Origin of the sequence: Streptosporangium sp. NPDC002544 (assembly GCF_040295965.1) — a bacterium.
Classification (GTDB): Bacteria; Actinomycetota; Actinomycetes; order Streptosporangiales; family Streptosporangiaceae; genus Streptosporangium.
Map to the genome: position 1 here is coordinate 1 of NZ_JBEOWJ010000027.1, position 22,633 is coordinate 22,633.

A 22,633-nucleotide genomic window follows, 5' to 3' on the forward strand; every position below is an offset into this window, starting at 1 on the left:
CTTCTACGGCCCGGGCAAGGCGCGCCACGACGACCACAGCCTCGCCGTCTACGAAGCGGCCGGCTTCGTCGGCACGCAGGCGGACCGCGCCGCGGCCACCGTCTTCACGTTCGTGCTGGGCGACGTCCTCGGCGCATCGGCCGCGGTCTCCCTGACCAGACGGCTGAGCCAGGACGGTGGAGACGCCGAAGCGCTGATCCAGGACACGATGGTCAAGGCGAGCGAGATCGCCATGCAGTTCCCCCGGCTGCGCACCCGCCTCGAAACACCAAAGGCCGTGGACTACACCGCCGCCCCTGATCAGACCTTCGAGTTCGGCCTCCAAGCCCTCCTCGACGGCCTTGAGGACCGGCTCACCGGCCGGCCCGGACGCGCCCCGACCACCCGTCACGATGCCCGGCGGATATGAAGATCACTCAGGCTGAGCGGAACGCCGGAGGACGGCACCCCCGCCCGCGTCAGCTCCCTAACGCCACTGGCCGTTCCGTTGTTGCTCAAGCCCTGCTACCGCCTGAAGGCTGCCGCGGCGCTTCCGGGTCCTCGCTTCGCTGCGGTCCGGATCACCTTGCCATCGGACAAGTTCTGTCCTCACCGCGCAGCTAAGCAGCACAAACACACTCAGGCGCACAAAGAGGTTGACTCAGGGAACTGTCGCGGACCGACTTCGTCGGTCCTTGCCACCGGATGACGTGGTGACCGCAGCGCCAGGATCTCCGGCCACGGAGCATGCACGGAACGATCAACGGAGGTTGATCACTACATATGCGGTTTTGGCAGCTCAGGCCGGTGATTACAGGGAAAGACGATCGCTCTCCTAACGAGGGTGTCTCACAGTGAAGCGCCCTCGTAGGGTGGCACCGTGCAACGGCTCGCGCTTTTCGACCTGGACAACACCCTCGTCAACTTGGATGAGGCGTTCCAGGTGTGGGCTGGGGAGTTCGCCGACGAGCATGGCCTTGGGCGTGAGGCAACTGGTTGGCTGATCTCTCTCGACCAGGCCGGCTACCCGCACCGTGAAGTCTTCTTCGCCAAGATTCGCGACCGCTTCGCCCTGTCCGAGCCGGTCGAGGAGCTGTGGAGCCGTTACCGTCAGCGCATGCCGTACCTCGTTCGCTGCCGACCCGAGGTGATGGATGGTCTGTCTCGACTCCGTGCGTCGGGCTGGAAGGTGGCGATCGTCACCAACGGCACCGCGGACAACCAGCTCGGCAAGATCCAGCGGACGGGTCTGGCCGAGGCCGTCGATGCCTACACGCTCTCCGGGGTCGAAGGCATCCGTAAGCCCGACATCGGTCTGTTCGAGGTTGCGGCCAAGCGCTGTGGCGTGGTTCTGGCCGACGGGGGATGGATGGTCGGTGATCACCTCGTTGCCGACATCGGCGGAGGGCGCGCAGCCGGTCTGCGTACGGTCTGGGTCGACCGAGGCGCGTGGCCCGACCACGATCACGACGCTGATCATGTCGTCACTGACGTGCTCCAGGCCCTGGAGATCCTGCACGCCGAGCGGTGATCGAGCGGCTGTGCCGTAGCCCCGAGAAGGCGTGCCGGTGAGGTCGAGCCGAGGCGCGGTATCGAGTTTGACCCGTCTCCTCGGCCCGCCTTCCGGACCGGACGTGCGGCTTTCACCGCATCCGGCTCTCCGTAGATCCCGTCGCGGGGATGGTTCGTCATGCCGTTGTCGGCGAGGTCCTGCTCTGTTGAGGTCGGGAGCTCCCCCCTGATGTGACCGGGGAGTTTCCGCGGGCATCGGAGCGGCCTGTGGGGGCTCAATGACCTCTGGAGAGTCCAGGCCCCCGATGGCCGACGCCCCTGTCCTCTGCTCGGTCACCGCGTGCCACGACCTGAGACAACGTGTGTCGTTCTCTCATCTTCGTTCGGGTGGAGAGGCGGAGAGCCGCCCTCTTGTAACCATTTGGATGGTTCTGACCAAGCAGGGGTGTCAATCGACGAAGGGAGCATTGCCGGTGCGTCGTAAACAGGCGGAGATCGCTAGAGATCACGTGGCGTTCGAAGCCTTCTACCGGCGGCACGTCGATGCGGTCACCCGCTTCCTCGCTCGGCGTGTTGACGATCCGCACACGGTCGCCGACCTGGTGGCCGAGGTGTTCATGGCGGTGCTTGACTCCGCCCACACCTACCGGGCCGGGTTGGGGACCGAGATCGCGTGGCTGTACGGCGTGGCACGTAACACACTCTCGACCGAGCGGCGCCGGGTGTTCAAGCAGTCGCGGCTGACCAGCCGGGTGAGCGGGCGGCGGTCGTTGGACACCGACGACCTTGCCAGGCTCGAAGAGCGCATCGACGCGGAACGGCACGCCAGGCGGATCTTCGAGGCCATGGCCTACCTGCCCGAAGGGGAACGCGCCGTCCTGGAACTGGTCGTCATCGACCAGCTCACGGTCACCGAGGCGGCGACGGCCCTGGGCATCCGGCCGGGGACCGCCAAGGTGCGGCTGTATCGCGCTCGTCGCACGCTGCAGGGACTGCCCTTCGTCATGGAAGGAACACCGGGATGAGTTTCGAGGAGCAGATACTGATGGAACTTAAAGCCGAGATCACCGCACGTGCCGAACGACGTCGTCGCACCGGCCGCCGCCTGTTCGCGGGGGCGGTGGTGGCCGGGCTGGCCGCGGCGGCGGCGATCGCGGTGCCGCTGCTGACCGGAGCGGAGCAGCCCGCGTACGCGGTGACCAAGAACGGCGACGGCACGATCAACGTCAAGCTCAACGAGTTCAGGGACGCTGACAAACTGGAACAGGATCTAAAGAGGATGGGGGTATCTGCGGACATCACCTATCTCAAGCCCGGCAAGTGGTGCGGGGGAGACAGAGGCGAGATCGTCGGGGGCGGCTCCCCGGAGGAGTGGAAGGGCTCCGTGTCCGACAGGGCCGCCCGACTGCTCAGGACGGGAGGGTTGGAGATCGACCCCCGGTACGTCGGGAAGGGCCAGACCTTGGTGATGGCGTTCAGCGAGAGCAAGGAGCAGGCATCTAGGGCGAAGAAGCCGGAGACGGCGTGGCAGTTCTCCGCATATGTGGTCAATGGCCAGGCCAAGCCGTGCGTCGTCGTCGACAATCCGACCTGGAACGACGTTGACGGCACCGGCCAGCCCCCCGCAGGAAGCTGATCCCGCGAGGAGCGATCCCCGTTCGTAGGGCGGCGACCACCCAAAGGTGGATCCAACAGGGGTTCTGTCCGATCAGCTTGATCGGACAGGTTCCCGCCTCAGCGCATCGGGCTGGAAGGTGGCCGTCGTCATCAACGGGACGGTGGATGATCAGCTCGGGGGAATCCGGCGGCCGAGACCGGCTGAGGCCGTTGACACCTGCGGGCTCTCAGGCGTCGGTGGAGGGCGGGCGGCCTCACTGCGTCGCCATGACGATGCAGCGCCGCAGCTCCTCGACCGCCTCAGGGGTGCCCTCGACCGTCACACCGCTCGGCTCGCCGGCACTCTCCCGGTTCCACATCCAGCGGAGCACGGCCGTCGGCGGGCCGCTCACGGTCACGTCGGCCGCGTCGTCGTCAGCGCCGTCTTCGACGGCGAACAGCCCCGGGCCGGTCCGCACCCGCCACGCCGCGCCGTCGGTCCGCACCGTGTACGTCCGGCCCGGCGAGCCGGCCAGGATGTCGGTGAAGTAGTCGCCCCACTCGGCGACGCTGTATGCCACGAAGACCTTGAGCAGCTCGTCGATGCCGTCGACGGCGAGGTCTGCCGGGACCGGCGTGACCGGCTGCCCGGTGCCGAGCTCGGCGTCGATGCGGTGGATGACCGTCTCCTGAGCCATCCGCCGGATCCAGAAGCCGACGGTCTGATCCGGGGTGTACCAGGAGCCGGCCGGATCCCCTGGCTTGCGGGCGCCGAACTCGTCGATCAGCCCGGCGTACGCACGGTCGAGCAGCGCGATCGGCTCCTCGTCCGCGAGCTCCTTCGGCGGCCACGGGTCCGGCTCGGCGTCCCCGCGCATGGCCAGAATCTTATGCAGGTACACCTCGCCGATGTGACGGGTCAGGTCGGCGACGGTCCAGCCGGGACAGCTCGGCACCACCGCGGTCGGGGCGGTCGGCACGACGGCCCGCAGGCGGCCGAAGTCGGCCGCGAGGCAGTCAAGGAGTCGGGGATATTCCATGTCGAACAGTTCAGCACACGCCCACGGCTCGTTCGGCCCGCCCGGCGACGGGCCACCAGTCGCCGAGTATGCCCGCAGACGCATCCCGGCGGCTATCGCCAACCATCCACGCGCGAGAGTGCGGATCAGCCTGCGTAGACAGCCTCCACTACGACTAACCACACCCGGCAAAGAGCGCGTTGGCCCGAAAAGAAGTATCGCTACCGCTCACCTTAGGTTCTGGTACACATTTCGCGGAGGGCTCTGCCCACCCTGGGGACATGTCGTTCACTCGTAATGAAGGGGGCTTGGGTTCGATTCCCCAAGGCGGCTCCAGGTCACTCGATGGCTCCCACAGCCTGATCCCCCTGCCGTTCCGGTTCCCTGGCCATCGCCCTGATAAAGGACCATGGTGGGGCGGGTCTCGCATCGCTAGTGTGTGGAGACGACCGTGCATGGAGGAGCCGATGCCCGCTGGCCCGCTGGAGCCGGGAGACCCGCGCGTGCTGGGGGAGTTCGAGATCGTCGGGCGTCTGGGCGAGGGCGGGCAGGGGATCGTCTACGAAGGGTGGAATCGGTCCGGCGAGCGGGTGGCGATCAAAGTACTTCGCAGCGGCGCGGATCCCGACTCGCGCCGCCGGTTGGCCAGGGAGTTGCAGTCGGCACTGCGGGTGGCCCCCTTCTGCACAGCCCGGGTGTTGAAGGCGGAGACCGACCGGCCAGACCCCTACGTCGTGAGCGAGTTCATCGCGGGTCCCGCACTGCAGGATCGAGTGCGTGACGAGGGTCCCCTTCGTGGCGGTGACCTCGATCGCCTGGCGGTCGCCACGGCTACCGCGCTCGCCGCCATCCACAGTGCGGGAGTCATCCATCGGGATTTCAAACCGGCCAACGTGCTGCTCGGTCCGGACGGCCCGCGGGTGGTCGACTTCGGCATCGCCCAGTTGCTCGACGCGAGCACGATGCCCTCGGCCATGTCCGGCACCCCGCCGTACATGGCTCCCGAGCAGCTCAACGGCGTGCACGGATCACCCGCGGCCGACGTGTTCTCCTGGGCCGCGACCATGGTCTACGCCGCTACCGGCCGGGCGCCGTTCGGCAGCGACACCGTTGCCGCGGTCTTCAGCCGGATACTCAACGCCGAGCCCGACCTCACGGACATCTCATCGCCCCTGCGGGAGACGCTGGCCGTCTGTCTGGCCAAGGACCCCGGGGTACGCCCCTCCGCCCGGGCGCTCATGATCCGCCTGGTCGACACCGGAGCCCCCACCGTCACGGTCCCCGACGTCGGCCCGGTACCCACCGCCTACCTTCCCGCTGACTGGAGCGGCCGGGCGGATCAGGTTCCGGTCGCGGCCGGTCCCGGGCCGACCAGACTGCTTCCAGCCGACTCGTCCGGAGCACAGGGGCCGGCCGGACCCGCGTACGGCCCGGCCCCCACCCGCCAGCTCGGCCGTTCCGATACGGCGGTGCAGGAAACGGAGCCGCGGCCTGGTGAGCCGGTGCCCCGACGGGGACGGAGGCCAGCCGTGCTGATCGCGGTCACCGGCATCGCAGCGGCGCTCGCGACGGCGGTGACGCTGTACGCGACAGGAACGTTCGGTGGCTCCTCCGGCGACGGCGCGGCGAGGCCGGAGGCCGTTACCGGTAGCGGCAGGGACTCCGGATCACGCACGGCCGCAGGCAAACAACCGGCTTCCCCGTCGCAGTCGATGCCGCAGTCGACACCACCACCGTCGACACCACCGTCGACACCGCCATCGACGTCGCCCTCGGCCCAGCCGGGAGGCGGAGTCCCGGAGGCGTTCGCCGGGACGTGGACGGGCCAGGTCGTCTCGCAGGACAATCGGAAGAAGACCGTCGCGGTCACGCTCATCCTGCTGAGTGACCAGTCGGCCGGGACGTGGCGGGCCGATGCGTGCGAGCAGCAGGTCATGCTGACCCGGGTCAGTGCCGGGAATGTGCTCGATCTGACCCGCGTGCAGCGGAATCAGTGTATAGGGGGAGACATGACCCTCACTCTGAAGGACCCGGCGACGCTGGACTTCGTGGGCCAGGAGGGCGCCGGCGGGCTGGAGTATCGCGGGAGCCTGAGCCGGTCCTGACGCGGGACCGGCTCAGGCACATGACATCCTCCCCGGCCTGGAGGACTCCGTTGCTCAATTATTTCCGGTCGACGTCCAGCGTCGTCATCCGGTGCCGGACACGCAGGTCGCGGAGATCGAAAACGAATTGGGGGACGGAGTCCTGAAGGCCGGGGCATCCTCCGGTTACCTGGTGACCACGACCAGACGCCCGGCCGACGCTCAACCCGCCCGCGCGATCTGGAACGAGTAGGCCCCGGTCTTCGCCGTACCTGATCTGACCACGAGCGCATACCTGCCGTCTCCATTGGAGAGCGGGATGTCGAACTCGTATCCGCAGAGTGGGACGGGCTGCCGTGGGCTGGCGATGTTCTTCTCCGCGGCATCTGTGAGCTCCAGCTCGATAGCCGTGCACGCCCCGGCCCCACCGAGGACCTTGATGGCCGACGCGCCGTCCGCGTCGAACTCGAAGCGGTCGATGCGTCCTGGGACGTCCAGCCGTCCCGCGCCGTCCGGGTTGCCCTCGCCGATCTGCAGGCCGATCGTCGCCGGGAACGTGCGGATCTTCACCGTCGCGATCCTGAGGCTGTACGGGCCGATGACGTTCGTGCTCCCGAAGACCTCCAGCCGGTACTTGCCCGCCTTGGTCAATTTGATGACCGACGTGCCCCAGCTGAGAGCGATGTCGGACGGGCCGACCGGCTTACCGTCGACCTCGGAGAACACCTGGAGCTGGATGTCGTCGCCGGACATGTCGGTGACGTAGAACTCCCTGGTGCCGCCCAGGTCCAGGGTGAACTTGTCCCGCTGCCCGGCGCGGGTGAGCTCGGCCGCGACGGTGCTGCCGTCGGCGAGGGTCCCACCCGGCTGCACAGCCGCCTGGGCCTGGGCCGGGTCGTCCGGCTCGTTCGTGGTCTCGGCCGGCTCGCTGCTCTCCGTGGGCTCGCTGTTCTCCGTGGGCTGGGGGGTCTCGGTGGGCTGGGTGGTCTCGGCGGTCGCTGTGCTGGTCACGCGTTCCGGAACGGGCTGATCACTCTGGAGCGTGTCAACGCCGGCACCGCATCCGGTGACGGTCAGGAGTACAAGGGTCACGCCGGCGGCAAGCCGGAGGGGCATGCTGAGGCGTCCGGTGGGGGAGGCTTTCATGCCAGCCATTGTGTGCAGCCCACTTGCAGCCCGCTTGCCGTGGTGGATGCCCGGTCTTCGAAACCAGGCCGGCCACTCGCGCCGATTCGTCCTGCCACAGCCGGTCACCGAACTGTTGGGATGCGCATCGCGACCCGAGGGTGAACGTAGGCATGCCGGACGCGGAGGACGCCGGACTTCGCGCGGCACCGACCGTGGCCACGGCCCCGAGGCATTTCGACAGCGGCCTCGGACATGAACGTTTCCCAGGCCGTCACGGATGGAGCGCCTGCCCCTCGCACGAAACCGCAGATGAGCCGCCCCGGAGTCCGATCCGCCCAGGAGAACCGCCTTCACGCCGAGCTCGTTCTGCTCCTACACGCTCGACCCGGCGGCGAACGTCCCGGCGTTGCTGCGCGCCTACGCCGGCCCGCAGGCCAACATCGGCCTCTGGAAACCCTCGGTGACCGGAGGCATGAGCCGGTCACCGGGCACCATCCCACTGCGTTCGTCCCGCGGGTGCGGCGGTGATCGACGCCAACGCCTGGTACCGGCTCATCAATCGCGACAGCGAAAAGTAGGCAAGATCAGTGCGAAGCGGGCACCGGGTCACCGCTCACGGTGGCTGCGCCGGTGCCGCCCCACACCGAAACTAGAACGGCTTCACCGGAGTGCACTTCATCCATATCGAGGCCGTTTTGGACTGCGTGGTCCCGGAGTTGTTGAAGAAGAACGTCGCCTGCTGCCTGTATCCCCGGATTCCGGCGGGCGGCGACACCGAGCTCACGTAGGGACCCTCCCACCCAGTCTTCAGGAAGTACGGGTGGGAGTCGGGGCACTTGAGCCACAGGGAGGCGCCCTCCCACGGTGCCAGGAGCTTGCTGTTCGTGATGGTGACCGTGTCGGGTTCGGTGACGGCCGAGGCCGGGAGCGCGGTGGTGAGAAGCCCACCGGCCAGGGCGGCGGCGGCCGCCACACCGGCGACTCTGCGTACTCTCATGACATTCCTTCTTGTGCTGTGTTTTCTGGGCGCGGAAAGTCGTACCGGAATGGCGGGAACGGGCGCGGCAAGCGGCCTGTCGTGCGAACGCGTGATGAGGCGGTGCGGACCACCACGCTCTCGCCGCGGTGCCCGGACTTCTTTTCGCCAGCCGGATGGCGAATGTGATATTCGGGCTGAAAGGCGACTTTTTGTGATTTATCCTCCCAGGAGACCTCGTGGAGGAGTCTGCTCCCGGCGCCTTGGATGTAACTTGGATTTTGCTTGGCGGTCGGTTCCGCCACGAGCTGAGCGTCTTGGCGGGATCGCCGAGGCTCCCGCCGGGCGGTTGGCGCTCCCGGGGCGCTGCCGCCAACCTCGCCTGCGGCGTCGGGAAGTTCCCTTAGGCTGTGTGTTCGCAGATGATCTAGAACTCTCTTCCCGCCGGATGATCTGGGCCGCCCCTGGGGATGGCTGGCGCTGTGCGCTATGTGGCAGAAAGCGCTTTATGTGCACAGAACAGGGTTAAAGCCTAGAATCTACGCTTATGTCGGAACGGGGTAAGGGTCAGTCAGGGGCCGTGTCGAAGATCATGCGTCTTGCCGCCGTGGGGACGGCGGCGGGGGTGCTGGTCGCGGGGATCGCACTACCGGCCGTGGGGGGTGCGGGGCTCGGCATCGTGTCGGCGACCAACGGGCTGAACCTCAACCCCGAGGAGCTCGTCGAACCTCCGCCGGCGGAGGTCACCGTCGTGCAGGACGCCAGGGGCAGGGAGATCGCACGGTTCTACGAGGAGTACCGCGAGGTCGTCAAGCTCGACAAGGTGTCCGAGGTCATGAAGACCGCGATCGTCTCGATCGAGGACTACCGGTTCTACGAGCACGGTGCGATCGACATCGAGGGCACCCTCCGCGCGTTCGCCAAGAACCTCCAGGCGGACGGGGTGAGCCAGGGCGGCTCCAGCATCACCCAGCAGTACGTCAAGCAGGTGCTGCTCAACTCCGCCGAGACCGACGCGGAGAAGGACAAGGCGCTGGAGGCCAGCTACGCGCGCAAGCTCAACGAGCTGCGCCACGCGATGGCGGTGGAGCAGAAGTACTCCAAGGACGAGATCCTGGAGAAGTACCTGAACATCGCCTACTTCGGCGCGGGTGCCTATGGCGTCGAGGCGGCGGCCAAGCGGTTCTTCGGCGTGACGGCGGCCGAGCTCACCCTGCCGCAGGCGGCGGCGCTGGCCGGCGCCGTGCAGGACCCCAACGCCACCGACCCCAACCTGGGGGCGAAGCAGCGCGAGCGGCTGCTGAACCGGCGCAACGTGGTGCTGAACCGGATGGCCGAGCTGGGCAAGATCACCACGGCCGAGGCGGCCGAGGCGAAGGCCACCAAGCTCGGCTACAAGGGTACGAAGCTGCCCGGTGGCTGCGAGGCCAGCGACTATCAGTACTTCTGCGTCTACGTCCGCAACGAGATCCTGAAAAATCCTGACTTCGGGAAGACCGACAAGGAGCGCCTGGCGTTCCTCAACCGAGGCGGTCTGACGATCAGGACCACCATCGACCCGACCATGCAGGCGGCGGCGGACCGAGCGATCAGGAAGTGGGTCAACCCCACCGACAACCCGGTGGCGGCCGAGGCCCTGGTCCAGCCGGGCACCGGGGCGATCAAGGCCATGGCGGCCAGCCGGGCGTACGGTCAGAGCAAGGCCAGGAACGAGATCTCCTACAACGTCGTCGCGGACGCCGCGCACGGCGGTGGCGTCGGCTTCCAGGCCGGCTCGACCTTCAAGACGTTCACGCTGCTCAACGCGCTGAACAAGGGCATGAAGGTCGACGACGGCTTCAACGTCGGCGCCGGTTACCTCGCCTCGGGCTATTCGGCGTTCAAGAACTGCAAGGGCGAGAACATCGGTGACCCGACCCACACGGTGACCAACGACGAGGGCTCACCCGGCTGGCGGACCCTGCAGACCGGCACCTGGGGCTCGGTGAACACCTTCTTCATGACCCTGGAGCAGCACGTCGGGCTCTGCGACACGGTCAAGATCGCCAAGTCGCTGGGCATTCACCGCTCCGACGGGCTCGCGCTCCAGGAGTACGAGACGTTCACGCTCGGCATCAACGAGATGGACCCGGTGACCGTGGCGAACGCGTACGCCGCGATCGGCGCGCGCGGCAAGTACTGCGCGCCGATGGCGATCACCCAGATCACCGACCGCGACGGCAAGATTTCCAAATACCAGCCCAAGTGCCGTCAGGCGCTCGACCCCGAGGTCGCCGACGCGGCGGCGGACGTGCTGTCCGGGGTGTTCACCAAGGGCACGATGCGGGCGGTCGGCGGCATCGGCCGCGACGCGGCGGGCAAGACCGGCACCACCGACGGCTACGCCACCGCCTGGTTCGCCGGGTTCACCCCGGACCTGGCCGGCGCGGTCAGCATCGGCGACCCGCGCGGTTCGCAGAAGTACAAGCTGACCGGCGTCACGATCGGCGGACGCTACTACGGCTCGGTCTTCGGCGGCAGCATTCCTGGCCCGATCTGGAAGGACACGATGCTGGCGGCGCTGAGGAACGTCGAGCCGACGTCGTTCACCCCGATCAACTCGGCACGGTTCGGCGGCTGCGGCCAGAGCTGCCGGCCCGCGCCGCCCCCGTCGAACGACGACGCCCCCGACGGCAACGAGCAGGTCAACATCCCCCTCGGCGGCTACGGCGACTGACGCGACGCGAGGGCTCACCCCGATCCGATCGTCGGTGTGGGCCCTTGTCGCAGGTCGGGTCTACCGGCGGGAGCAGCGTTTCCGTATGCCTTTTGCCGGTCAATGAGCGATGCCGTCGGAGCGACGGTAATCCGGCCGAGTCGGTCGGGGTGGTGCCAGGGAAAGTTGACGGGCTCGCGTGGGATGTCGCCGGCGAGCAGACGTTCCATCAGCCCGGCCAGGCCGAGCGGGATGACCCGCTCGGCGGTGCTCCGAACCTCGGGCAGTGACCACCGGTGGAAGCGGTCGAGTATCGCCCGTTCGTGATCTTCCATGCCGGAGACGTCGACTTCGAGCTCCCGGATGTGGAGGAAGCTGCCGCCCTCGGCCTCGATGAGCTCGGAGCCCCTGCGCCTGGCCCGCGGACGCATCGGTGCCGTCGTCGTCGGGTGTCTGGACGGCTCTTCGTCAACCCTGGAAGCTTCCAGGTTTCCGTACGCCTGTTCTGTAACCGATTATTTGACGGAGTGATCACCCTCCGAACAACTCGCAGATCGCTGAACTGATCACCTTGCCGGACCTGGCGGATCCGACGAGCACCGATCCGCCACATGTCTCCCAGCGATCTCGCCCAATGAAGACGTCCAGGAGTCCGATGAACGCACGTCGTTTCACTTCTCGTCTCGCCATGATCGTGGTCATGGTGGCCTCGCTCACCGCGATCCTGCCGACCGTGTCCGCTTCGGCGGGGCTGGTCACATCCGCTTCGGCGGGGCAGGCCAAGGTACTTTCGAAGTGCACGGTGCCGCCATGTGGCGACATCTATAATTACACCAATACATGGTGGCCCATCCGCCGGAAAGACAGTGACAGCGGCCCCTGGATAACCTCATCGATCGGCCCGGGCCAGCACAAGGGCGGCTACTGGAACGATGGAATCGACTGGGACCAGTACGGCATCCCCTACCGCTGCTCGGTGAATCTCACCGTCAATGGTGTGAGCTATGTCAGGAGCAACAACACGGTCAACGGAAACCTGTGGTTCTCCTTCTCCTCCAATCAGACGGTCAAGCTGAACTCCTATACCTGCCGAGGTGTTTGAGCCGGCGATCGCCTCAAGGACATGATGACAATGCCCCCGCTCGCCTGGCGGGGGCATTGTTCGTCTGAAGTCATAGGCGAAGGTCCCGTGCCGCTACCGAGGTTGAAGCCCGGAATTCAGATCATCGACCTCGCACGAGCTCCGAGAATGTCGTCCACGTCTCCTCGGAGCACTTCGACCGTGACTTTCGGACCCCCTCTGGTGCGGTGACCGCCCACGTTCGCCGGGGTCCGATCTACATCCCTTGACGATCTCCATGAAGGGACGTGGTGTCCTGGCCGCGAGAAAGGCCGGGACCGGAGGTCTCGATGAGCACCTCCAGGCCGTCCAGCAGGCGCCGCAGGCCGAACTCGAAGAGCGTGTCCAGGTCGAGGGAGTCGGGCGGGATGCTCGACAGCAGCGGGAATTCCGCCATGCGCGGGAGCACCGCCGAGTCGAGCCACTCCTGGTCGGTCATGCCGGTCTGCTGCGCGGCCTCGGTCTCGGCCTCCAGGTTGATCGCGGTCCCGCGTACGTAGTTGGCCACGGTGACGTACACGTGGACCATCGTGGCCGGGTCGAGACCGAGACCGTCCACCGCGCGCATCGCCCACTCGGCCTGGGCCATCGCGTTGGGCGTGGGCAGTGGGCGGGTGAACGAGGTGAGCTGGGCCAGCCAGGGGTGGCGGTGGTAGAGGGCCCACTGCGTCCTGGCGGTCAGCTCCAGCCGGGCCCGCCAGCCCGGTGGCGGCTCATCGAGCGCGCACTCGGCCAGCACGGTGTCGGTCATGAGCATTATCAGCTCCTCCTTGCCCGACACGTGCCGGTAGAGCGACATCGCCGAGACCTCCAGGCTGGTCGCGATCCGGCGCATGGACAGGGCCGCCTGCCCCTCGACGTCGGCGATCCCGATCGCGGCGCGCACGATCCGTTCCCTGGTGAGCTCGGGCACGGGCCTGCGGGAGGGGCTGGTGTCCGCGACGGCGCCGTCCGCGACGAGGGTCCCGATGCCGGGTACGACCCGCACGAGCCCCTCCCGGCGCAGGGTCGCCAGCACCTTGCCGGCGGTCGCCATCGCCACGCCCCACTCCTGGATGATCTGCCGGGTCGAGGGCACCCGGTCGCCTGGGCGTAGCCGCCCCGTCGCGATGCGCCGCCGTAACTCGGCGACGATCCGCAGGTACGGAGGCTCTGTCCCGTCCACTGTCCACCCTCCCGGTGCCCTAGTGCACCATTTCCGCAATGACCTGGTCGCACACTGCCGTAATTTTGGTGCACTAGGACATAATTTACAGGGTAAGCGCACTATGCATACGCTATACGCATCGTCCAGCAGGGAGCGCTTATGAAGAGCATTCTGATCTCCGGTGCCGGTATCGCGGGGCACGCCCTGGCCTACTGGCTACATCGCCACGGCTTCACCCCGACCGTGATCGAGCGAGCCCCGGCTCCGCGCGCCCAGGGCCACACGGTCGACCTGCGCGGCGTCTCCGTCGACGTGGTCAGGCGGATGGGGCTCCTTGACGAGGTCCGACGCGCGGCCGTCGACTCCGGCGGGATGTCCTACGTGGACGCCACCGGCAGGCGCATGGCCGACATGCCCGCCTCCTTCCTCGGTGGAAACGGCCTGGTCGGTGAGGTGGAGATCCTCCGCGGCGACCTGGTCGACATCCTCCACCGGGCGACCGGGGACGAGGTGGAGTACGTCTTCGACGACACGATCACCTCGCTGACCCAGACCCACGACGGCGTACGGGTCACCTTCGAGCGGTCCGCGTCGCGCGTCTTCGACCTGGTGGTGGGCGCGGACGGCGCGCACTCGGTGACCCGGTCCCTGGCCTTCGGCGAGGAGTCGCGCTTCGGCCGCGAGCTCGGCTGCTACCTGGCGTACTTCACCGCGCCCAACGTCTTCGGCATCCAGCACTGGGAGCTGTTCCACAACATGCCGGGCAGGAGGGTGGCGGCACTGCGCCCGTCCCGGCGGGCCGAGGAGGTCAAGGTCCTGTTCGGCTTCGCCTCGAAGCCGCTCGACCACGGTGATGTGCGGAGGCAGAAGCAGATCGTGGCCGAGGTCTTCGCCGGAGCGGGCTGGCAGGTGCCCGCCATGCTCAGGGAGATGGCGGCGGCCACCGACTTCTATTTCGACGCGGCCACCCAGGTCGTCATGGACACCTGGTCCCGTGACAGGGTCGTGCTGCTCGGCGACGCCGGATACAGCCCGTCGCCGCTGGGCGGCGGCGGCACCGGGCTGGCGGTGGTCGGCGCCTACGTGCTGGCCGGAGAGCTGGCCGAGGCGGGCGGGGACCATCCGGCCGCCTTCGCCGCGTACGAGCGGGAGATGCGCGGCTTCGTCCAGCAGAGCCAGAAGCTCCCGCCGGGCGGCGTCAACGGCTTCGTGCCCAAGACGCGGTCGGTCATCCGGCTGCGCAACCTGTCGATCAGACTGCTACCCCACATGCCATGGGCCGGTCTGGTCGAGAGAATGGCCGGCAGGTCCGACGCCATCACCCTTAAGAACTACGGCTTCGCCGCCACCCCGCGACCCTGAGCGTTCCGTACGGCCCCTGGGCCGCCTCTGGCTACGTACCAGGCCCGGCCGCCCCAAACCCTAGTGGTCCAGGCTCGCCGGGAGGCCGAACGCGGTGAACAGGCCGGGTGCTTCGAACACGTCCATCGCGGCGAGGAGGCCCGCCTCCGGGCGCAGCACGATCAGCACGAAGGGGCGGAACGCGGTGTCACCGGCGCCGCGGACGTAGGCGGCGACCGCCGGCTGGCGGTTCGCGGCCGTCGGCAGCATCCGCCACCGGCCGAGGGAGTTCATGTCCCGGCGCAGCGCCCGGGCGACCGCGGCCTTGCCGGTCCACTCGCCGACGCCGGGCTCGATGGTCAGCCGGACGTCCTCTCGCAGCAGGTCGACCAGGGCCTGCGGGTCGGCCCGTTCGTGCGCGGCGATGTACCGCTCCAGCAGCTCGCGCTGCGCCGGGTCCGGTTCGCCGGCGGGTGACCACTCCAGGCGACCGCCCGGCCACCGCTCGCGCAGCGTCGCCCGGGCCCGCTGCAGGGCGCTGCTGACCGCCGGCGTGGTCGTGTCGAGCAGCGCCGCGGCCTCGCTCGCCGGCCAGGACAGCACGTCGCGCAGGATGAGCACGGCCCGCTGGCGGGGCGGCAGCAGCTGGATCGCGGCGAGGAACGCCAGGGAGATCGTCTCGTGGCCGACGGCCATCGCGTCGGGGCCGGGGCGCTCGTCGAGCAGCTGGTCCGGGTACGGCTGCGGCGGCGGGGTCGTGCGCCGCAGGGTGTCCAGGCACGCGTTCGTGGCGATGCGGTACAGCCAGGTCCGGGCGCTGGACCGCTCCTCGAACGTGTCCCTGGACCGCCACGCCCGCAGGAACACCTCCTGCACGTGGTCCTCGGCCGCGTCGAACGATCCGAGCATCCGGTAACAATGGACCTGCAGTTCGCGGTGGTAGCGGCGGGTCAGGTCCGCGAACCTCGTGGCGTCCACAGCAATGTTCATACCTGTACCGACGAAAAAAGTCGGCCGAATCATCGGCGACATTCCGGCCGGAGTGCGTCTACCTGGGCATGACAATCGTTGAGGTGGACATCTCGATGTCGGTGGACGGCTTCGTCACCGGTCCCGACCTGGACACATGGCCCGGTTTCGGCAAGGGCGGCGAGCGGCTGCACGCGTGGCTTGAGCACGACGAGGGGCGGCGGCTGAGCGAGGCGACGTTCGCCGCGTCCGGCGCCGTCGTGACAAGCCGGTCGGTGTACGAGGCGACCGGCGGCTGGGGCGACGACGGCTTCTACCGGATGCCGGTCTTCGTGGTGACCCACCGGCCGCACGAGGCGGTGCGCAAGGGCGACACCACGTTCACGTTCGTGACCGGCGGGGTCGCCGCCGCGATCGAAGCGGCCGCGGCCGCCGCCGGTGACAGGCGGGTCCACGTGATGGGCGGTGCGTCCATCGTCCAGCAGGCGCTGCGGACCGGCCTGGTCGATCATCTGCGGCTGCACATCGTTCCGCTGCTGCTGGGGTCCGGCACCGTCCTGTTCGACGGTGCCGGACCCCGGCTGGAACATCTGGACACGGTGGACACCCCGGAGGCCACCCACGTGACGTACCGGGTCGGACCCTGACCGATCCCGGCCGCGGCAGGACCCGCGAAACACGCCTCAGCGGCGGCCGGAGGCGAGCCCCGGAGGCGCCGCGGCCAGGGCCTTCTGGATGGCGTCGATCAGTGCCAGCGCCGACTCCTCGGTGAGCTCGACCGCGACCCGCGCCGAGGGGCCCTCGGCCGGGTTGGTGAAGTCGATGTTCACCGTGTGCTCGTGGCAGGCGTGGTAGGGGTGGTCGACGTAGACCGCGCCCTGGCTGAGCGTGAACCAGCCGTTGCCGCCCTTGCCCGCGCCGTCGAGTTCGATCTTCTCGGTGAGATAGGTGCACATGCTGATCGCTCCGGTCAGGCGCTGAGGTGACGGCCATAGAAATTGAAGATCTTCTTCCAGCCCTCCACCGCGGCGGCGGGCCGGTACGCGGGCCGGTCGGTCGCGAAGAAGGCGTGTCCCGCCCCCTCGAAGGAGTGGAACTCGTGCTCCTTGCCCAGCCTCTCCAGCTCGGCGTCCAGCGCCGTGACCTCCTCCGGCCCCGGGTATTTGTCCTCGGCGCCGAACAACCCCAGCAGCGGGCAGGACAGGTCGGCGGCCTTGGAGATCAGCGGCTTGTGCTGGAGCGGGAACTCCGCGGGCGGGGTGTTCACCACGAAGGCGCCGTAACAGTCCACCGCCGCGTCGATCTGGAGGGAGCAGGCCACCAGGAACGTCTGCCGCCCGCCCGAGCAGAATCCGATCACACCGATCCTGCCGTTGGCGTGGTCGAGGGAGTTGAGGTACGCCGCGGCTCCGGCGACGTCCCCGACGAGTTGCTCGTCCGGGACCCCGCCCTTGGCCCGTACGGCGGCGGCCTGGTCGTCGGGGCTGACCCCGGCGCCCTCGCGGGAGTACAGGTTCGGGCAGATCGCCGCGTACCCGCGCGCCGCGAACCTGCGGACGATCTCCTTGGTCGCGTCGTCGTACCCGGGCAGGTGGTGGATCACCACCACACCGCCGCGCGGCTCCTCGCCGAGCGGCCGGGCCAGGTACGCCTCCAGCTCGGCCTGCTCGTGCCCGGTGACCGTGACCGTCCCGGCCCACATCGCGTCGTTCATGTTCTTGCCTCCCGATACCCCACAGGAGCGGCTGCGGAGCCGGATCCGTCAGGTGCCACTGCCTTGCTCCTATATATGATCTTGTTCAGCGGCCTCGCCGCGTCGCGCAATCGAGACGTCTCCTCATCGGCGAGCTCGTCGGCGATGGCGGTGACCAGCCGCGGGCCCGCCGGACGCGATCATCACCCGTCTCTACTGCCACATCTGTTTCAAGGCTCAAGACAGATGCTAGATGCCCGGCTCGTACGGCTCGCGTGGAGGATGGGCTACGTCCCGGCGACGGGTCCGCCCACCCGGCCCGTTCGGGCAACCGGACTCGACAACGATCAGTGGCCAGGAGAGCCTGGATTCAGGCCGAGGGCTTCCGGGGTGAACAGGTAGCGTTTGAACCAGCGGTGCATCTGGCGCCGCAGGGCCGGGTCACCGTGCACGCGTACTCCTTGCTGCCGCAGCAGCCGTGCCCAGGACAGGTCACCGAGCCACCACCGGGTCGCCGCTGCCGTCGGGGCGGTGAGCCAGACGTCGACGGGTGCCCCGGTGTCCTGCCGGCACAGGTTGACGCTTGTCCGGGACAGGTGCAGCCAGTATCTGCTGTCGGCCGGCCTGCGGTCGGTGAACTCGATCGCGAGCACGACCGTGCGCTCGGGCAGGGCGGCGGCGTCCACCCGGCGTTGCATGTCCCAGGTCAGTGCGGCGGTGTCGAGATCGTCCTCGGTCAGGGCGGCGCTGTCGGTGGCGACCGCCCATCGGGCCAGTTCCCGCACCACCGGAGCCAGCGCGGCGCCCGCCTCGGTGAGCCGGTAGTCGTCGTCGACGATGCCGGCGGCGCGCAGTGCGCGTAGTCGTGCGGACAGCGTCGCTCGCGGGATGCGAGGCAGGCCGCGGCGGATGCCGGTGAAGGTTGAAGCGCCCAGCAGCAACTCCCGCACGATCAGCAGTGTCCACCGCTCGCCCAGAAGTTCCAGAGCGCGCGCCACCGCGCAGAACTGCCCGTATCCGTTCACCGGTGCATGGTACGCACCATGCGCCGGAGGCGCTGGTTCAGAAGTTGAACTGGTGGTGGCGGCGTGGTCGGCCCGACGATCGAGGTCATGAGCGAGGGCATCGAAAGGACCGGCGGCATCAGGGGCCTCAGCGGCGACGTACTGCAGACGATCGGAAACACGCCGCTGGTGAGGCTGCGCAGGGTCGTGCCGTCCGGGTGTGCGGAGATCTTCGTCAAGGTCGAAGGCCAGAACCCGACAGGCAGCATGAAAGACCGCATGGCGCAGGCGATGATCGCCAGAGCCGAAGGCGACGGGCGGCTGAGGCCCGGCGACACCGTTGTCGAGTACACGGGCGGCAGCACGGGTGCCTCCCTTGCCCTGGTCTGCGCGGCGAAGGGATATCAGCTGCGGATCGTCAGTTCGGATGCGTTCAGTGCGGACAAACTCCTTCAGATGGCGGCGTTCGGCGCGGAACTCACCGTCATTCCCAGCGAGGGGGGTTCGATCACGAAGGCGCTGATCCTGAGCATGATCGAGAAAGCCGGGGAGTTCGGCCGCCGGCCGGGCACCTACTGGACCGATCAGCTCAACAACGCCGACAGCATCGTCGGCTATCACCCGATGGGCGAGGAGATCTGGGAGCAGTCGGGCGGGCGGATCGACGCGTTCGTTCAGTCGATCGGCACGGCGGCCTCGCTGCGCGGGGCGGCGGCCCCTCTCCGGCGCCGCCGTCCGGGGCTTCGGGTCATTGCCGTCGAACCGGCCGAGTCCGCCGTGCTGTCCGGAGGCCGGCCCGGCGCCCACCGCATCGAAGGCATCGGCATCGGTTACCTCCCGCCCATGTGGGACCCCACCCTGGTAGACGAGATCGTTCCGATCTCCACCGCCGACGCGGAGGAGATGGCCGGGCGTCTGGCTCGGGAGGAGGGCCTGTTCGCCGGAACGTCGTCAGGGGCGAACGTCCTGGCCGCGATCCAGGCCGGACAACGCCTTGGGCCGACCGCCAGGGTCGTCACTCTGCTGGTGGACTCGGGGCTGAAGTATCTCAGCACCGACATGTACCGACGTCAGTACCGTGTCAGGCCAGGTTCGCCCTCGTGACGATCCGGCGCAGGCGGAGTCGCCGGTGTTGCGGTTCCGCCAGGCAGCGGAACGGCGGATCATGCCGCCCGCCTCGTGGTGGCCGGCGTGATCGGTGCCGTTGAGGGTGGACCCGCGCAATGCGGTATCCGGTTCAAGCGGGGCTCTCGTTACGCGTCCGCCGGGTCCGGTTCGGGGATGTACGCGGGCGTGAGCACTTCGCACAGGGTCCATCCCAGGGCGCGGTAGAGCGCGAGGCCGTCCCGCGAGGCGCCCAGGACTCCGGTCGTGGCGCCCTGCTCGGCGGCGGCGTCGCCGAGCGCGGTCATCACGACGCTGCCCAGGCCCCGGCGGCGGTGTGCCGGATCGGTCAGGATCTGGTCGGCCACGGCTGCCGGGCCGGCCACTCCTATCTGCCCGCGCGCGGCCGTCGTTCCGTCGGCGTCGTGTATCCGTACGGTCGTGACTCCGCCATCCGTCGCGGTGTGCAGCGTGTAGCCGTCCGGAGCGAGCGCGGTGGCCCGGCGCAGCGGCACGGTCATCAGGTACTCCGGCTCGCCGACGGTCCAGGCCGGGGTGAGCAGGGGCACCACCCGCTCGGCGGGCGCGGAGGTCTTGATCCAGGTGCCGGGGGCGGTCCTGGTCAGGGCCAGCTCGGCCACCTGGTCGACGTCGAAGAGCACGTAGCGGACGCGATGTCCGGGCAGCCCGACATCCAGCCGGAATCCACCGGTCACCTCGACCGGGGGCCGCACCGAACGGGAAACGGCCCAGCCGCCGACCCAGGCCCGGACCACCTCGGGTGTGGCCGTGGGCTGCTCCTGATCGATCACACTCATGACGTCCTCCTGAGGGGTGGCTTCCTGCCTCTGGCAGTTTATTGCAAGTAAGTCGCAATAAGCCTGCCCCCTCTAAGCCGTCCCCGTCAGGGCAGGCGAGGGCGCCGGCCCTGTTTCACCGACCGGGGCGTGAGCGCGTCATAGCTCCGGCACGTTGGCTTCGACCGCGTCCTTCCTCCAGGTCGCCGGCCGGCGCGCGCACGGCCATCTGCACGCCGGCGGCGCCTGGAGAGCCGAACTGCTCCCACCGGAGTTCACAGCCTTCGGCTACGACGTCGCAGATGGACAGTCGTTTGAACGTTGAGCGCGGGCTGTCGCCAGTGGCCATCATCAGTCGTATGACGTCGCCGGCGTCCTTACGCGCTGGAGGTGCTGGTCGCTGCCGGGCGGGCGGCGCTCGCATGGACTGGCCCGGCTGGCAGTGACCGAGGCGGTGCGCGGCTCCTTTGACGGCGCCAAGGCCGCGATCGAGGCGCGGTGTGGTCCGGTGCTCGGTAGTGCCGGGGCGCTTGCGCCGACGGCCAAGCGGCGTGGGACGGTGAGATCACGCTGGGCGGATGAGCCCCTTTCTGGTGGCGGCGGCCACCGCTGAGGTGCGGGAGTCGACGCCGAGCTTGACGTAGATGTGCACGAGGTGGGTCTTGACAGTGGTCTCGCTCAGGAACATCTGCTTGCCGATCTGCCGGTTGGACAGGCCGGACGCGACGTAGCCGAGCACCTCCAGCTCTCTTGGGCTGAGCGTGGTGGCCGGGGTGCGGACCCGGCCCAGCAGCCGCGAGGCGACGCTGGGGGCCAGCGCGCTGGTACCTGTGGCGGACGAGCGGATCGCGGCGTGCAGGTCGTCGGAGGGGGCGTCCTTGAGCAGGTAGCCGGTGGCGCCCGCCTCGACGGCTGCCACGATGTCGGCGTCGGTGTCGAAGGTGGTGAGCACCAGGACGCGGGGACCACCGAGCGCGACGATTCGCCGGGTCGCTTCGCTGCCGTGGATGCCCGTCCCGAACTGGAGGTCCATCAAGACGACGTCGGGTGCGAGGGCACGTGCCGCCTCCACGCCGTCCTCGCCCGTGGCCGCCTCCCCGACCAGCTCGAAGTCGGGCTGTCCGGCGAGCATGGCACGGATGCCCGAGCGCACTACGGGGTGATCGTCCACCAGCAGGATCCTGATCGGCGCTGTCACCGGCCCGCCCCTTCGGGCAGCGGCAGTGTGGCGGCGACCGCGGTGCCCTCTCCCGGGGCGGACTCGATGGTGAGGCTGCCGCCCAACGCCCTTGCCCGGTCGTGCATGGTGCGCAGACCGTAGCCGGGGCTCGCGGTCTCGGCGGGGGCCTGCGCCGGGACGAAGCCGCAGCCGTCGTCGACGATGTCCAGCACGATCATGTCGTCCAGGTAGGTGAGCGTCACTGTGGCATGCGCGGCCTGCGCGTGGCGGCTGACGTTGCCCAGCGCCCCTTGGGCGATGCGCAGCAGTGCCAGGTCGTAGTCGGCGGACAGCGGCACCGGCGTGCCCGACATCTCGAACCTGACCTGGGTGGGGGTGCCCGCGGCGGCTGAGGCGCTGATCCTGCGCAGGGCGGCGGTCAGCGAGGAGTGCTGCAGCGCGGGGGGTGCCAGGGCACGGACGAAGTTGCGTGCCTCCTCCAGGTTGTCCTGGGCGGCGTGCTCGGCCTCGGCGATGCGCTGCTCGGCATCCCCGGGCCGGGTGGCAAGATCGCGGCGGGCTGCGCGCAGCAGCAGGATGATGCTGGACATGCCCTGGGCGAGGGTGTCGTGGATCTCCCTGGCCAGGCGTTCCCGCTCGGCCAGGCGGGCCGTGTCGGCCTCCGCCTGCATGAGCATGCCTCTGGTGCGGACCAGGTCGTCGATCAGCAGGCGGCGCTGCTCGCTCTCGCTGTAGAGCGCCTTGTAGACCAGTCCCATGAGCGTGGCCACCGCCGCGCCGATGGACGGCCCGATCACCTGGGGCGCGCTCACCCCGCCCGCATGCCAGCCGGCTGTGGCGATCGCCGCGACGCTGAGCACCGCAACGCCGGGCAGCGCGACCATCAGGGGCAGCACGTGCAGGTAAGCGAAGAAGAGCGGGAAGGCCAGCCATACGAAAAGCTGTGAGTTCAGGGCCAGTGCGGCCCAGCCGAGCGTGACGATCAGCAGCCAGATGCGTCCCAGCAGCAGATGCGCGGGGCCGCCGAAGCGCGGGAGCCGTCCCTCGATGACGATTCCTGCCGCGTACAGCACGCCGAGCAGGACACCGCAGGTCGCGACGGTGGCGCGGCCCTCGTGTGCGGCCCCGGCGACGGCGATCGCCAGCAGGACCGCGAAGGTGCCGTGAATGGCCCACCTGAGCAGCTTGAGCGTCGGCGGGAACGGGAAGTCCATCATTTCTCCCCCAGAGTAGGTGAGGGGGTTCGGTGGGATGCATCATTCAAAAGGTTGATTTCGGGCCGACCAAAA

General features: G+C 68.7%; 22 protein-coding genes. 10 read left to right on the forward strand and 12 right to left on the reverse strand.

Translation table 11 applies throughout. The annotated features are described in order from the left end of the window. The 4 genes from ABT061_RS33145 to ABT061_RS33160 form a co-directional block, all read left to right on the forward strand. The coding region (locus ABT061_RS33145; protein WP_350925447.1) for a TetR/AcrR family transcriptional regulator C-terminal domain-containing protein at positions 1–409 on the forward strand (409 nt) is incomplete at its 5' end. Between the two features lie 450 nt (positions 410–859). Beyond that, positions 860–1,510 carry an HAD family hydrolase gene (locus ABT061_RS33150; RefSeq protein WP_350925449.1) on the forward strand — a complete coding sequence of 217 codons (651 nt, stop codon included), beginning with the start codon at positions 860–862 and terminating at the stop codon, positions 1,508–1,510. A 454-nt stretch (positions 1,511–1,964) separates the two neighbouring features. Beyond that, positions 1,965–2,516, forward strand: coding sequence for an RNA polymerase sigma factor (locus ABT061_RS33155; protein ID WP_350925451.1), 552 nt, complete (start codon positions 1,965–1,967; stop codon positions 2,514–2,516). 20 nt (positions 2,517–2,536) lie between these two features. Beyond that, positions 2,537–3,127: a hypothetical protein gene (locus tag ABT061_RS33160; protein ID WP_350925453.1), complete on the forward strand. Its 591-nt coding sequence runs from the start codon at positions 2,537–2,539 to the stop codon at positions 3,125–3,127. A 235-nt stretch (positions 3,128–3,362) separates the two neighbouring features. Here ABT061_RS33160 and ABT061_RS33165 read toward each other — a convergent pair whose 3' ends face one another. After that, positions 3,363–4,127 (reverse strand): maleylpyruvate isomerase family mycothiol-dependent enzyme, encoded by a 765-nt coding sequence (locus ABT061_RS33165; RefSeq protein WP_350925455.1) that lies wholly within the window; start codon positions 4,125–4,127, stop codon positions 3,363–3,365. 446 nt (positions 4,128–4,573) lie between these two features. Between ABT061_RS33165 and ABT061_RS33170 the strand changes: the two genes are divergently transcribed. Beyond that, the gene (locus ABT061_RS33170; protein ID WP_350925457.1) at positions 4,574–6,211 is read left to right on the forward strand and encodes a serine/threonine protein kinase; all 1,638 of its coding nucleotides are present in this window, start codon (positions 4,574–4,576) and stop codon (positions 6,209–6,211) included. 201 nt (positions 6,212–6,412) lie between these two features. Here ABT061_RS33170 and ABT061_RS33175 read toward each other — a convergent pair whose 3' ends face one another. Beyond that, positions 6,413–7,336 (reverse strand): hypothetical protein, encoded by a 924-nt coding sequence (locus tag ABT061_RS33175; protein WP_350925459.1) that lies wholly within the window; start codon positions 7,334–7,336, stop codon positions 6,413–6,415. A gap of 631 nt (positions 7,337–7,967) precedes the next feature. Beyond that, entirely contained in the window at positions 7,968–8,315 is a 348-nt protein-coding gene (locus tag ABT061_RS33180) for a hypothetical protein (RefSeq protein ID WP_350925461.1), read from the reverse strand. Positions 8,316–8,841: 526 nt separating this feature from the next. Here ABT061_RS33180 and ABT061_RS33185 point away from each other — a divergent pair. Beyond that, positions 8,842–11,010 carry a transglycosylase domain-containing protein gene (locus ABT061_RS33185; RefSeq protein ID WP_350925463.1) on the forward strand — a complete coding sequence of 723 codons (2,169 nt, stop codon included), beginning with the start codon at positions 8,842–8,844 and terminating at the stop codon, positions 11,008–11,010. Between the two features lie 14 nt (positions 11,011–11,024). On the opposite strand, the gene ABT061_RS33190 is transcribed toward ABT061_RS33185, so the two are convergent. Beyond that, positions 11,025–11,420, reverse strand: coding sequence for an NUDIX hydrolase (locus ABT061_RS33190; protein WP_350925465.1), 396 nt, complete (start codon positions 11,418–11,420; stop codon positions 11,025–11,027). Between the two features lie 224 nt (positions 11,421–11,644). Between ABT061_RS33190 and ABT061_RS33195 the strand changes: the two genes are divergently transcribed. After that, a complete protein-coding gene (locus ABT061_RS33195) occupies positions 11,645–12,091 on the forward strand; it encodes a hypothetical protein (protein WP_350925467.1) in 447 nt (148 codons plus the stop codon). Between the two features lie 235 nt (positions 12,092–12,326). On the opposite strand, the gene ABT061_RS33200 is transcribed toward ABT061_RS33195, so the two are convergent. Next, positions 12,327–13,274, reverse strand: a complete 948-nt coding sequence (locus ABT061_RS33200; protein ID WP_350925469.1) for a TetR/AcrR family transcriptional regulator C-terminal domain-containing protein — start codon at positions 13,272–13,274, stop codon at positions 12,327–12,329. Positions 13,275–13,415: 141 nt separating this feature from the next. Here ABT061_RS33200 and ABT061_RS33205 point away from each other — a divergent pair, with 141 nt between their 5' ends. Further along, on the forward strand, positions 13,416–14,618 hold the full coding sequence (locus ABT061_RS33205) for an FAD-dependent monooxygenase (protein ID WP_350925471.1): 1,203 nt from the start codon (positions 13,416–13,418) through the stop codon (positions 14,616–14,618). 60 nt (positions 14,619–14,678) lie between these two features. Here ABT061_RS33205 and ABT061_RS33210 read toward each other — a convergent pair whose 3' ends face one another. Beyond that, positions 14,679–15,587 carry a sigma-70 family RNA polymerase sigma factor gene (locus tag ABT061_RS33210; protein WP_350925473.1) on the reverse strand — a complete coding sequence of 303 codons (909 nt, stop codon included), beginning with the start codon at positions 15,585–15,587 and terminating at the stop codon, positions 14,679–14,681. A gap of 68 nt (positions 15,588–15,655) precedes the next feature. Here ABT061_RS33210 and ABT061_RS33215 point away from each other — a divergent pair, with 68 nt between their 5' ends. Beyond that, the gene (locus ABT061_RS33215) at positions 15,656–16,213 is read left to right on the forward strand and encodes a dihydrofolate reductase family protein (protein WP_350925475.1); all 558 of its coding nucleotides are present in this window, start codon (positions 15,656–15,658) and stop codon (positions 16,211–16,213) included. A gap of 36 nt (positions 16,214–16,249) precedes the next feature. Here the strand turns inward: ABT061_RS33215 and ABT061_RS33220 are convergent, their stop codons facing one another. The 3 genes from ABT061_RS33220 to ABT061_RS33230 all read right to left on the reverse strand — a co-directional run bounded on the left by ABT061_RS33220 (position 16,250) and on the right by ABT061_RS33230 (position 18,284). Then, positions 16,250–16,522 carry a DUF6295 family protein gene (locus ABT061_RS33220; protein WP_030905835.1) on the reverse strand — a complete coding sequence of 91 codons (273 nt, stop codon included), beginning with the start codon at positions 16,520–16,522 and terminating at the stop codon, positions 16,250–16,252. 14 nt (positions 16,523–16,536) lie between these two features. Next, a complete protein-coding gene (locus tag ABT061_RS33225; RefSeq protein ID WP_350925478.1) occupies positions 16,537–17,280 on the reverse strand; it encodes a dienelactone hydrolase family protein in 744 nt (247 codons plus the stop codon). Between the two features lie 326 nt (positions 17,281–17,606). Next, positions 17,607–18,284: a winged helix-turn-helix transcriptional regulator gene (locus ABT061_RS33230; protein ID WP_350925480.1), complete on the reverse strand. Its 678-nt coding sequence runs from the start codon at positions 18,282–18,284 to the stop codon at positions 17,607–17,609. 63 nt (positions 18,285–18,347) lie between these two features. Between ABT061_RS33230 and ABT061_RS33235 the strand changes: the two genes are divergently transcribed. Continuing rightward, on the forward strand, positions 18,348–19,367 hold the full coding sequence (locus ABT061_RS33235) for a PLP-dependent cysteine synthase family protein (protein ID WP_350925482.1): 1,020 nt from the start codon (positions 18,348–18,350) through the stop codon (positions 19,365–19,367). A 149-nt stretch (positions 19,368–19,516) separates the two neighbouring features. Here the strand turns inward: ABT061_RS33235 and ABT061_RS33240 are convergent, their stop codons facing one another. The 3 genes from ABT061_RS33240 to ABT061_RS33250 form a co-directional block, all read right to left on the reverse strand. Continuing rightward, positions 19,517–20,185, reverse strand: a complete 669-nt coding sequence (locus ABT061_RS33240; protein ID WP_350925484.1) for a GNAT family N-acetyltransferase — start codon at positions 20,183–20,185, stop codon at positions 19,517–19,519. Positions 20,186–20,729: 544 nt separating this feature from the next. Continuing rightward, on the reverse strand, positions 20,730–21,362 hold the full coding sequence (locus ABT061_RS33245) for a response regulator (RefSeq protein WP_350925486.1): 633 nt from the start codon (positions 21,360–21,362) through the stop codon (positions 20,730–20,732). After that, on the reverse strand, positions 21,359–22,561 hold the full coding sequence (locus tag ABT061_RS33250) for a sensor histidine kinase (protein ID WP_350925488.1): 1,203 nt from the start codon (positions 22,559–22,561) through the stop codon (positions 21,359–21,361). The genes ABT061_RS33245 and ABT061_RS33250 overlap by 4 nt, the downstream gene beginning before the upstream one ends. Positions 22,562–22,633 lie beyond the last annotated feature (72 nt).